Below are 11804 nucleotides of genomic sequence, written 5' to 3'. Positions count from 1 at the left end.
GCCCTGTTCACCGCGGGACTACCTCCATCATGATTTCGCAGCGTTCCCCGGCTCCAGTTCCGCTGGCCATCGCATGATCACGGATGGGTTTCGTTTCGTCCAGACGGCAGGAAGTGGTCAACATCCGGGTGTCCGGCGCCAGCCGCTTGCCGCTCTCCACGCAGTGGACCCCTGTCCCGCCCTCCATCAGCGCCAGCGCCCGGGAGCGCGGCAGGGCGACGTCGCGCACAGGGTCGGACCAGGTCATCGCCGCGGCCACGGCGCGGGGGTCTACCGCCCTGCTCTGCGTGGCGGCGTATCCTTGCATGAGGCGCGCCCACTCGGAGATGAGCGCCGGTTCCACCCAGACCGCAAAGCGTTGCATCGCCGTCCACAGGTGCCGCGGAACCCGCATGCTTCCGAAGGCGGACAGGAAGGCGCCATCCACCGCCACGGCGCCTGAAGGGCGTGTCGCCCTCGCGCGAGCGGTCTCAAGGATTCGGCCGCTTCCCTGGAACGTCAGGTAATTCGCGGGCATGCGGCAGATGTGGTCAGCAGCCTCCCGGAGCGCCTCATGGAGAGTACGGGCAACCGCTTCGCTGAGCACGGCGCAGACCCGCAGGTCGAGCGCCGAGAGGGCGCCTGCCGCGAGGGCCTGCCAGCCTGGACCGGCGAAGCCGAGCCGTTCGGCGCCGCGACGATTGCCGGGCGCCTGCGGCAGGTCCGCCTTCGCCAGGGGCAGGTAGAGCCGCAGCCAATTCAAGGCGACCAAGCCCAACGGCAGCCGGACATGGTCGTCACCATCCTCTTCCGCCAGCCCGGCAGAGCCGTCGGCCGCCCGGCAGAGGGACCGAAGCAGCCCCAGCTTGTAGGTCGCGCTCTTGGCGTCCATGAGGATGAGGTGCCGAAGCAGCGGCAAGGCGCCGGTCCCATCATCCGGCAGGCGCAGGACCACGGCCGTCCAGGAGATCTCCGGGCGCCCTTGCAGGTCCGGCGACGGCACCGCCCGGACCACATGCATGCCGTTAGCCCGAGCTAAGGACTCGACTTCGGCAAGGCTGACGGGATGGCCGCCGCAGCCGTCGTCGGGTCCATGTCGCAGCGTCATCACCAGCAGGCCGCCTGACCGCAGCAGTCCCACCAGCTTTCGGAAGGCCCGGGGCCGGTCCGCCGGTGGGACGTGCTGCCAGACCGCGCTCAAGGATACGACGTCGGCGGTGACGCCGGAGCGCGATGTCGTCGCTAGGCCGGGCAGGCTGTCGGAGAGCCAGCGAATCCTTGGCGAAGGATGCAGCCGCTCGGCCTCGGCCCTCATGCCGGAAGGGGGTTCGACGGCGATGACCTCGTAGCCTGCGGCGGCGAAGGCACCCGCATCCCGACCCGTTCCTGCGCCGACGTCGATGATGACGGCGGGCGCGCTCGGAAGGAGGTCAGTCAGCCAGTCACGGGTGACCGTCGGCGGGACGGCCTCGTAGGTGCCAGCTAGCCGGGAGGCATTCGAATCGTACCAGGAGACGACGGAGGGCTGCACCTGGGGAGCCTAGCGGAGATAGACTCCGAGAGCAGCAAGAGGTCACCTACCAAGACCTGATTCGCTGGGAGTAGGTAAGTCATCTACTTCACCTGAAAGATCTGCACTCCACTCCCAAGCAGCAGTTGGTACAGGCCGTCGACCGCGAGTTTGGCTCCTCGTTGGGCACAGTAGGTGAAGAGCACCCTCTGCTTGGCGCGAGTGAATGCGACGAAGAACCCGGCAACCGCTTCCGCCTCGTCTTCCCTGAGACTGCGGGCCCATGCGCCGTCGTCCAGCCCCACGAAGATCACAGTGTGGTATTCAAGCCCCTTGCTACGGTGGATCGTCATGAGCGGCACAGCGTGGACACCCGCATAGGCGTCTAGGGCTGCTGTCCAGCTAACCGCGCCTTGCGATGAGGCGGCGAGATGCACTGCCACGGCGTGCTCGATATGGGCGAACCAGTCGCCCTGCGCGTAGGCCGGGTGGACCGCGACCAAACGTTGGCGTCCCACGAACGAAAGGACTTCGGCCACAATTTCCTTGGCCTCGATCACAGACGCAGGCGGTGCCGGGTGGCCGCGCATCAGCCCGAGTACGAAGGCGTCCAATTCCTTCGCTAAACGTGTTTGGCCAACTCCATCATCAGTCGCTACCCCACGTAGGGCGCCGAGCGCCTCCATGCAGTCGCTCCAGGTTCGCCCGGCGGGGTTCGTCGCTCCGAGGCGCAGCATAGCCAGCACCAGATCCGATGCCTCGTCCACCATGAGCTCCTGCAGCACCACCTCGCCCACCTTTGCCGCCTCGTTGCGCAAGGCTATGCCCGCAGCACGGAACGCCTGCTCCAGAGGCGGCGCGTAGACGTGAGGTAACTGCCTGACGATGAGCACGAAGTCCTTGGCAGTGAGTCCGCGCTTCTTCATTTCTGCCCGCACAAGGTTCGCGAGCTTGGATGCCTCGGCTTCCGGAGATTCGAAGTCCAGGATCGCACAGCTGTTCTTCGCCACTGTGGACACGGCCTTAGCGACGGGCGCAGCCGCCGTGGGGTCGAGCGCCTTGGCCAGCGCATGCTGGATCCTCACCAGCTCAGGAGACGACCGGTAATTGTTCTTCAGCGCCCTCCGCCTGGCACCGAAGTCTCCTTCCAGGGCGGCGAAAGGATCCTGCATGGCCATGGCCCAGCGCATGATCTGCTGCTTGTTGTCACCGACCGCCGTGATGGTCACGTCTGTGCCGCAGAAGACCGTGCGCACCAGGTCGTACTGGACCTGAGTCGTGTCCTGGAACTCATCCATGAACAGGTGGGAGTATGTCAGCTGCAATGCCGTGCGTGCGACGGGGACGAAGCGCAGCAGCAGTTCCGCCAGTCGGCCGATCATGGGAAACGACAGGCGCGTCTTCATGCCTTCGTGCAGCGATGACTGCCAGAAGCGGTCTGCCGCCCATTGGCCCGGCGTCGGCTTGTCCCAGCCTTCAACCGGAAGAGGCTTGCCAAGGAGGTGAATCCGCTCGAACTGCTTCGCGCTGATTGCCTCGATGTCAGCGTCGGTGCCCACGGAAGCCGGTGGGCTCCCGACTTCCCTCCCGAGGAACCTGCGGTACAGCGCGTCACCTGCCTGCATGATCTCGTAGTCTGGCCGGGGCCGCCAACGGGGAGGCAGAGACTGGCCAAACCTGTCGACAATGCCTTTCGCGAAGGCGTCGAATGTGAGCGAGTCCAAGCGGGCAGAGTGGGTGCCATGGCACCTCGCCTGCACCCGAGTGGAGAGGTTACGCGCCGCCTCGCGCTTATAGCTTATCGCCAGAATACGCCGTGGCGCGGCGGATGCGCCCGTCTGCAGGACGAAGGCCGCGCGCTGCGCCAGCAACTCGGTCTTGCCAGCACCGGGTCCCGCGATAACGGAGAAACTGTGCATCGACCGGACCACGGCGTCGGCGTCCGGTTCGAGTTCGGCGACGCCGATAGGCTTCCAGTCGGCAGGCATGACCCGGCGCAAGGACTTCATTGCATTCAGTCCCGGCGGAGGTTCTCGGCGACGTGCAAGAGCACCTTGGACAGGATGGGCGGCATACCCGCTTTCAGGACCGAAGGCTCTAGGTGGGTGAGCGCCGCTAAATGGGTGGCAGGCTTGCTGCGGGTCAGGAAGTGGTACCGGTAGGCGGGCAGGATAGCCAAATAACCTGAGAGGTCTCCTCGGTACGCCTCGACTCCGGCGCCCTTAGTACCAAGGACCGCCTCGGCGGCCTTCTCCTCCGTCATCCGTGGTCCGCCCCCCTCCTGAATCGTTGCGGCATAGGCGTCCGGGAAGGCATGCAGCATGGTGAGGTCGAGGTCCAGCGGCGCCGAGAAGAAAACGCCGAAGCCCTCGAGGCGCCTGACCCAACTCTCCAGGTGCTCGTTCTTCCAAGTGTGCATGCCTGCCAAACCATCGTCCGAGAGAACCGTCCCATCCGCCATGCTCAGGATTTCCTCCTTGGGCACCGCGATCTGGAGCAGGTTCTGGATCGCGGTCTTGATGCGGCCGTAACCACCGCCGTTCCGCCCTAGATCGAGGTCCAGCAGGGTTGCGTACGGGATGCCCAGGTCGGCCAGCAGCCGCCAGAAATGCTGCACGTGGCGCCCGCCGAGCGGCACGATGGCCACGAAAGCCGGGTCGATCATGAGGTCGAGCGCCTCAGCGAGACGCGGGAGCACTACCTGCTCGGAATCCCCCTCTACCAGAACCACGAAGCGGGCGAAGTAGAGCTCCGGGTAAGCCTGCATGGCGCCCCGAACGAACTTGGCGGCCTCGTCCCTGCCGGGCGGCAGCGTGATCTGCTTGAGCGACGACGCGCGGGTGACCGGGTCACAGCGGCAGTAGCGGACCTCCAACGGCGTCACCCGGCTCAGCACAGCGGGGGAATGGCTGGTGATGATGGCCTGCGCGCCACCGGCGCCCGTCAGCGAGCGCACCTGGTTGACAATGCGGGCAAGGAAGAAAGGAGAAAGGTGGTTCTCCGGCTCTTCCATGGCGAAAATCGTCAAGGCGGGTATCGACAGGGCATCGTCAAGGAAGCCAGCCACTTCCCCCGCAACCACTTGGCGCTCCATGTCGAACACTGCGGCAGCCAAAGCAAAGTAGAAAAGGGATTGCTGGCCGTCGCTCAGCACCCCCAGAGTGCGGTCGCGGCCATCTGGCCCCTGCTCGAACATGACGGCGATTCGGCTCACCACCTCCTCGAATCGGCGGCTGATCAAGCTGAGACGGGGGTTGGTGTCGACTGCTCCGTCGTGCAGCGCCAACCATCGAGCTTGAACCGCTTCGGTAAGCGCGGTGATCGCAGGTTCGGCCGCGAAGACGTCATCCAGGCTCTCGCCCGCCTCCTCGATCGCCGTCCTCGTGTCCGCACCCCAGTCGATGGCCCGAAGAAGGCGTGCCGCCAGCGCGCCAGTGCTTGCCCGGACCTGCGCGGCGGCGTCCCTGCTCGCCGGTGTGTAATACAGCTGGATCAAGCCGCGGTCCGCTGGCGCAACAGCACGTTTCTTCTCGGGCGCAGGCACAGCGTCCAGGCAAGTGACCCAGAACAGTTCCTGCGAAACCTCGCCGTCAGCTGTCATGTCATCCTCCCACCGCGCCTCGAGGCGCAGCCGGACGACTGGGTCCTCGTCAGCCCGGGTGAGCAGCATGTGCCGGAACATGGGCGCGATGGTCTCCGGCGTCGCCGTCCCATCGGTCAGTTCCGGCAGGGCGACCAGCACGTCGATGAAGAGGTCCTTGCGCTCCCGGTCATCAGGGTCATCGCCTTGCGCCAGGTGAAAGTCGGACCGGTAGATTGTGCGCTGGGCCCGGCTGACCCCGAACATCTTGGCCAGGGCCTGGAGGAAGGCCGTCTTCCCCGCACCGTTGGGGCCGACGACAGTCGTGATCTCAGGGCCAACGGCCACTTGGCAAGGAGTATGGCCAAAAGACCGGAAACCTGAAACAGTAACGCTTTCGATCAACACGATGCGGTCGCTCGGTGGCTGGAGGGTGGTCGTGCAAAGGAAAAGCGGCACGAATCCTTGCCCTAACGGCCGTCTCGTGAGCTTGCACACGAACCGGATACGAGAAGAACCGGTGCCTGTACACCCGCATTGAGCACTCCGGCTCCATTAGGGGTGGCGCACGCGCAATGCAGCGGAAACGGAGCCCTGGCTGGCGCCGCGGCAGCAATGGCGCGGGTCCTCCCGCATGCCGCGCCGACCATGCTTCCGCATCGCCAGAGGCATACAGTTCGCTACTACGCCCGCGCAGAGAACCTCTCGTAAGCGGTCACCTTCTTCTTGGTCAGGTTGGCTACGCGCCCATAGATGCTCTCGTATAGGTAGGCGCACTCCGCCTCCCGCGCATCCTCCGCCACGTCGATGTACCAAGCCCGAGGGTGCTCGTTCGCATCACCATTCCACCGATAGCCCCTCGCCTTGAGGGTGTCCTTGTGGTGGAACGGCGCCTCCACCGCCCAGATGCGCCAGTTCGGGCGCCGGGCATGCTCCAGCAGTCGGGCCATGCCGGTGACGCCGGAGCGGAGCAGCGGCCGCGCCAGGATCTGCAACGTCGCCTCGCAGTCGTGGATGGCGCGGTGACCGTCGAAGAACAGCCCGTGCTTCATCGCCAGGTAGCCCAGTCTGCTGCCCTCGAATCCTTCGGCCGCCCAGTCGACACCATGCAGCGAGCAAGCCCAGGGCTTCGCCATGAAGGCGGCACAGAAGGCTTCGGCGAACCGGCGGTCGAAGCTGGCGTTGTGGGCGATCACGAGGGCGGCCGGTTCGATGAACCGCGCCACCTCGGCCGGGTCGATGCTGTGCCCAGCCACCGCCTCGTCGGTTAGGCCGGTCAGTTCCGTGACCGCAGCCGGGATGGGGATGGACGGCTGCCGGAGCCGACTGAACGCCTCCCCTACCGAGTAGATGCTGCCATCCAGCCCGTAGGTGAAGGGCAGCATGGCCATCTCGATGATCTCGTCCTGCGTCGCGTCGAGCCCGGTGGTCTCGAGGTCCAGGAGGATACCGAGGCGGGTCCGGGTACCGGCGGGGATATCGGCAGGCCGATGGGCGCCAACCCGGCGCAGCACGCGATATTGGCCGCTGGCTTCGAGTGCAGCCGCCATCTGCTCGAGCTGGCCTGGGTCCAATCCTGTCACGACGTCATGCGGCATGCGATTTCCTTGCCGCCCCACGCTTCCGGATGCCAGTGGATCAGAAGGTGAATCCACTATTCAGGACTGGTCGGGTCCGGCGCCCCCATTCCGAGTTCCTGCCGGACATGCGCGAACTCCACCGGATCGAGCCCGCGACGCTGCGCCGCCAGCCAGCGCAGCGCCACGAGGCCAGCTTCCGTGAAGTGGGCGCGGGCCATGTGAGGCGAACCAGCGCGCACCTCCATGAGGCCGCGATCCACTAATCCTTGCATCGCCTTCGGGACCTTCGGCTGCCCGGCCAGCGGCCCGCTGCGCCACACCCGTAGGAAGATGCCATCCGCCAGCTTGGGTGGGTTGCCGAACCGCACGCACAGCTCGCGCCGGAGGAGGTCTCGTTCAGGAGCAGTGAGCATTTCGGCTTGTCGGTCAGCAGGGGGCGAGGCAGGCATTGCCCTATCATAGCACCGCTGGCGCTTCGCCAGCATGGCGCCTATGCTGGTGGCAGCCCTGGCTTGGTCATGACGTGGTGGTTCCGACGCCTCATCACGTCCACCGGCCAACCTGACCTCTGCCGAAGTGTTCAGGCACCCCCTGCACTTCGCGCCTAAATGAGGCGAACAAGTGCACTCGGACATTTAGGCACGATAACAGCGAAACATTATCGTGCTCTTTAAGCCTGCGTAGAGCCGGGGCAGGTCAGTACCGGGGAAGTTGTCCGGGCGGAGCGATGGAGAGACCTATCCTGCCCCTTGCGCCTTCCGCACCGCGTCCAGCACCGCCTCGTGCGTCGCCAGGATCCGCCGCAGCGTGGGCTTCCCCTTGTCACTCGCTTCGGCGATGCCCTCGTGCATCTCCTCGATCCCCATCGTCATCTGCTCGGCCAAGCCCGAGAGCCGCTCCTGGAGCTGCTCGTCGTCGTCCTTGAGCTCGGCTGTCCAAATCGCCAGAACGCGAGAGAGTTCGTTGGCAGCGCGCTCGGGCGGGACACCCGCTTGCAGCAGCTTGATGAGGGGCGCCAAGTCGGCAGCAGGGGAGCGAGGCATGCGTGAGGAAATAGGTAGGTGAGCCGTGGGTAGCTAGATGTCGGGCGGCCGCTTCTGGCAGTCTTCGAGCGCAGCCCGCGCCGGACCGTCCTCATCAGCAGCATGTCATCCACCTCTTTGCCATTGATGGCGACGCGCCCCGCCGTTGGATCGACAGGCTCCTCATCGACGGCCTGCCTCTGGCACGGCGATACGCTCGGCCTGTGTCCGGGTTGTACTCGGTGCAGCCCGGCCAGAACTCCTCCAGCAGGCGCAGGACCCTGACGAGACCGCGCCAATCCTTGGCCGCCACATCCCGCGCGGCGCCGTCCAGTCCACCAAGCGGCCGTTCCAAGCAACGGCGCCCGGCGATGTCGTCGCCGCCATGCGCGATGGTGGCCGCGAGGGCATCACCGGCGCCCCCGCATGTCGCTCCAGCAGAGCTGCGCCAGCCCGATCCCGTAGAAGACGGCGCCACCGGCTCCGAACGCCGTGGTCGCAATGCCCGCTGCCCACATGACCAGGGCGGCCAGGACCGGCGCGCCGGTGTCCGTGCCATTGCTGACGACCGACACCGCCCATGCAAGGGCGCCACAGCCTGCCAGCAGGCCAGCCAGGCCAGCGGCGACCATCCGCAGCATCATCGCCGTGCCCGTGGATGCGGCGTGGGCATGTGGGCGCGCGACGACAGAACTGGCTGCAGGCGGAGATTGGAACCCCGCGCATCGGGTTCCGAGCAGAGGGGGACCGTTGCCCACTGCATCCTGTTAGCCACCTGCGACCATCTGGTCGGCAGACAGCACCTCCGCATCCAGGCTGCGCAGGAGCATATCGACCGCCTCCAGAGCCGTAAGCACGCTCTGCTGGCGGGTCGTCGTCCGAGCAACCTCCGCAGCGGCCGTAAGCTCCCTGAGAGCGGTGGTCGCCAGCGTGCGAATGGACGCGTCGGCCTCGGAGCCAACGTGATCCATCTTCTCATCCAGAGCGTGCGGATGAGCGTCCTCACCTCCAGCGCAGGCTTCCTCAGGCCGTGCCGGTAGCACACCAAGCATCTTGGTCAGGAAGGCTGCGCACCCGTCCTGACCCGCCTTGCGCGCCATCTGGCGCACCACCTGGGCGACGTGAGGCTTCAACGTCAGCTGCATCTCACCGGCGCCGCCATGCGCAGCCTTCGACAGCGCGCCTGCCGATGGATGCCCAGGCGCCGGTCCGCAGACCATATCCTCGCGCGAGTGCCAGGCGCCGGTGCTGTCGTAGGTGCCCCAAGGAACCGGCAGCCCCGCATGATCCCCTGCGGTGCTTCGCCACCAGGCAGGCGCCCCGGTGTTGTCCACCGGCCCGGATGCGCCGGTGACCGGGTCGGTGAGAGCGGCCATGGTGACGACGAAGGCGACGGCGCCTGCCTCGGTGGCCGACGTCCTGTAGCGGTCCCACTCGACGATGAGCTGGCCAGTCGCGCCGTCGTCCCACGCCCGGATCCAATCGATCCTGCGCCGTTGCCGCGCGAAGGCGGTGAGCACGACGTCAGCCAAGTCCACCCACCCGGCAGGCACGCTGATGCCGTGCTCCACCCAGTCGCCCCACCGCCGCCCGAGGAGGCCCAGCGCCCGCGCCTGCCCGGCGCCGATGGGAGGGCGAAGCGGCCGGAGGTAGTGGGGCGGAACCGGCTCGTGGCCATCCACTTCGTCGGGAGCGAGCACAACCGTATCCTTGCTCCGGCTGACCATTGGCCTGCCCGGCCGCCCGGACAATGTGCTCACCGCGAGGCTCAGATGGTTGGCGGCCGTGATGGCGCCCCGGATGAAGTGGTCCTCCCGAATGAGATGGTAGTGCAGGCCGCCCCGACCCCCTGGCGAGATCTTCAGGACCTCCAGGTACTCCATCCCGGCAGCGCTCGCGTGCCGATCGATGACCTCAGATAGCGCCACTAGGATAGCGAAGCAGCCGTCGCCGAGGTCAGGGCTGAAGGGTGCCGATTCCTTTCCGGGCTTCCGAGGGGCTCGGTCGTAGAGCGAAGGATAGCGGCGCCGCAGGATCTCCTCGAGCTCGGGGCGCATCAGGATGGCTTCCGGCCGTCGCGCAGATGCCAGTACCGCTCCATGTTGGCGCCAAGGAAATGCGCCACGGCGGCCTCATCCTTGAAGGGCGGCGGCTCGACCCCGAGATGCCGGGCCATCTTGCAGGCGACCACCCATTTGCGGGCGGCCGGTAAGTCCTTGGGGACCGGCGGCAGTGGGAGCGGGTCCGTGAGTTGAGGCTCGACCAGTAAGGCGAAGGCAATCCTGGCCTCAAGAGTTGGCAAGGTCTCGGGGGTCACCTCGCGACCCAACGTGTACCGCCTGCCGCTCTCGGTCTGGGCGCGGCCGGTTGCGGCGTCGATCCAGACGACCGGCGTGCTCAGGACCCAGGAGAGGCCGCCGGTCCCGGCGTGTTGGATAGCGAAGCCGAAGAGGTGCTCGTAGCCGGTGGTGAGGTTGATGAGGCACCAGGGGTCCATGGAGGCATTCAGCAACAAGCCTTCATCAATCTCAGGCATAGCATGCTCCAAGCTGCCGAGTCGCACTTTTGCCTGGCTGTTCAAAGGTGGTTCTTGCGACCCACAGCCTAGAGCGACAACAAACCGTGACGCTTTCTACGGCATATATGGCTCATTTGGTATCATATATGAAGCTAAAAACTTTACTTCGGCACCATACTGGTTCTAGCCGCTCAGTTTGCAAGAATGGGGGCCATGTTCCCCTATCGGCTGATCCCCCTGTGATTCCTTACGGCCGCCTCATAGCAGCAGCTCGTATCCTGGCTGGCTGGAGCCAAGCAGAATTGTCTAAGGCAGCGAATGTCTCCAAAAGCACGCTGCAGAGGCTCGAAAGCGGCGAGATGGGGGCAAGCCTCAGTTCAGTGTCAGCCTTGCTGAAATCCTTAGAGCAGCGTGGCGTCGTGCTATCTGGAGGCGACCGCCAGATTCGAGGCGGCGTTCAGATCCTCAAGGGCACGGATACTGATCGTGCTTTAGACGAAGAAATGGCTCGCGCATCGATTGCCGCAGAGGCCAAGGATAGTGGCACCTCATCGACGTGACGCCGGTCAAGGTCCAAGCCACTCAGTGGCAAAACCGAGCCTAGTTCCGACGTCGAATGGGTATCATTCGCTGCCACAGGGTGCATTGCCAGATCACTGGCTCGAGGAAAGCCCCGAACCCAATTTGTCGTCAGGGTGATCTCCGCCTCCGACCTAGATCCGTGCTGCAACTCAGCTACAGAGCCTAGGCGGAGCAGTGCAGCGTTTTCTTTCTTCACCTCACTGTATTAGGAGAGGTTCGATAGCCGAGCTGTGGCTCCTGCTCACCACCTTATAACCGTCGCGCTAAAGCTTAGTCCGAGCGGGATGCCAGCCTACTTGTTGGTTTCTTGGACAGCAAAGCGATGGAAGCGCAGCAAGCACAGCATTGCGGTGAATGCGATGCGGCCAAACGTGCTCATAGCAGCAAGACACATAGCAAGGCCCACCAGGATCGAGATGCCAGTCCTCCCGGGACAATCGTCCCAGGAAGTCCAGCTCGTCTTGATCCAATCTGCTGAGGTGAATGATTGGAACCTCAAGGGCGACAGTCTCCGAACTTCGATTGGCGCCCCACAGATTCAAAGTGAGAAAGTTTAGCAATTAAAGAGTACGGTTTCGCAGGTTTAGGTTAACGGACCACTCACGGCGCCTCAGACGTCGAGGTTGGCGACCTTCAGCGCATTGCCGACGATGAACTCGCGGCGCGGCTCCACCACGTCGCCCATCAGGGTGGAGAAGACCTGCTCGGCATCCTCCACATCCTCGATCTTCACCTGCAGCAGGGTGCGCGCGGCGGGGTCGAGCGTCGTCTGCCAGAGTTGGTCCGGGTTCATCTCGCCCAGCCCCTTGAAGCGCTGGATGGCGAGGCCCTTGCGGCCCTGGGCCAGCAGACGGTCGAAGGCGGCCAGCGGGCCGGCCACCTCCAGCGGGTGCCCATCCAGCGCCAGGCTTGCGGGCTGCGCCCAGGCGGCGGCCAGCGCCGCCTGACGCTCGACCAGCCAACGCGCCTCAGGGCTGCGCAGGGCGGCGGGGTCCAGCCGGTGGCGGTCGGCCACGCCGCGCACGGTGCGGCC

Annotated in this window: 10 protein-coding genes and 1 pseudogene; 1 reads left to right on the top strand and 10 read right to left on the bottom strand. The window is 65.5% G+C overall.

Annotated features, from left to right (window positions below):
* Nucleotides 1-7 precede the first annotated feature (7 nt).
* The 9 genes from ACZJYS_RS00610 to ACZJYS_RS00570 form a co-directional block, all read right to left on the bottom strand.
* Nucleotides 8-1510 (bottom strand): class I SAM-dependent methyltransferase, encoded by a 1503-nt coding sequence (locus ACZJYS_RS00610; RefSeq protein ID WP_493175116.1) that lies wholly within the window; start codon nucleotides 1508-1510, stop codon nucleotides 8-10.
* 83 nt (nucleotides 1511-1593) lie between these two features.
* Nucleotides 1594-3498 (bottom strand): UvrD-helicase domain-containing protein, encoded by a 1905-nt coding sequence (locus ACZJYS_RS00605; protein ID WP_493175115.1) that lies wholly within the window; start codon nucleotides 3496-3498, stop codon nucleotides 1594-1596.
* A 5-nt stretch (nucleotides 3499-3503) separates the two neighbouring features.
* Nucleotides 3504-5528 (bottom strand): ATP-dependent nuclease, encoded by a 2025-nt coding sequence (locus tag ACZJYS_RS00600; RefSeq protein WP_493175113.1) that lies wholly within the window; start codon nucleotides 5526-5528, stop codon nucleotides 3504-3506.
* Between the two features lie 224 nt (nucleotides 5529-5752).
* Nucleotides 5753-6667 (bottom strand): 3'-5' exonuclease, encoded by a 915-nt coding sequence (locus tag ACZJYS_RS00595; RefSeq protein WP_493175112.1) that lies wholly within the window; start codon nucleotides 6665-6667, stop codon nucleotides 5753-5755.
* Between the two features lie 56 nt (nucleotides 6668-6723).
* On the bottom strand, nucleotides 6724-7098 hold the full coding sequence (locus ACZJYS_RS00590) for a hypothetical protein (protein WP_493175110.1): 375 nt from the start codon (nucleotides 7096-7098) through the stop codon (nucleotides 6724-6726).
* 288 nt (nucleotides 7099-7386) lie between these two features.
* Nucleotides 7387-7668, bottom strand: coding sequence for a hypothetical protein (locus ACZJYS_RS00585; RefSeq protein ID WP_493175109.1), 282 nt, complete (start codon nucleotides 7666-7668; stop codon nucleotides 7387-7389).
* Between the two features lie 413 nt (nucleotides 7669-8081).
* The gene (locus tag ACZJYS_RS00580; protein ID WP_493175107.1) at nucleotides 8082-8312 is read right to left on the bottom strand and encodes a hypothetical protein; all 231 of its coding nucleotides are present in this window, start codon (nucleotides 8310-8312) and stop codon (nucleotides 8082-8084) included.
* Nucleotides 8313-8438: 126 nt separating this feature from the next.
* Nucleotides 8439-9728 (bottom strand): hypothetical protein, encoded by a 1290-nt coding sequence (locus ACZJYS_RS00575; protein WP_493175105.1) that lies wholly within the window; start codon nucleotides 9726-9728, stop codon nucleotides 8439-8441.
* Nucleotides 9728-10207 (bottom strand): hypothetical protein, encoded by a 480-nt coding sequence (locus ACZJYS_RS00570; protein WP_493175104.1) that lies wholly within the window; start codon nucleotides 10205-10207, stop codon nucleotides 9728-9730. The genes ACZJYS_RS00575 and ACZJYS_RS00570 overlap by 1 nt, the downstream gene beginning before the upstream one ends.
* A gap of 221 nt (nucleotides 10208-10428) precedes the next feature.
* On the opposite strand from ACZJYS_RS00570, the gene ACZJYS_RS00565 reads away from it, so the two are divergent.
* Nucleotides 10429-10749, top strand: a complete 321-nt coding sequence (locus ACZJYS_RS00565) for a helix-turn-helix domain-containing protein (RefSeq protein WP_493175102.1) — start codon at nucleotides 10429-10431, stop codon at nucleotides 10747-10749.
* 632 nt (nucleotides 10750-11381) lie between these two features.
* Here the strand turns inward: ACZJYS_RS00565 and ACZJYS_RS00560 are convergent.
* Nucleotides 11382-11804, bottom strand: a pseudogene (locus ACZJYS_RS00560) (DNA gyrase subunit B); the annotation flags it as partial.

It is taken from the genome of Roseomonas sp. TS2 (assembly GCF_058833935.1).
The sequence above is the reverse complement of the archived record's forward strand: the minus strand, read 5'-3'. Positions and strand labels throughout refer to the sequence as shown.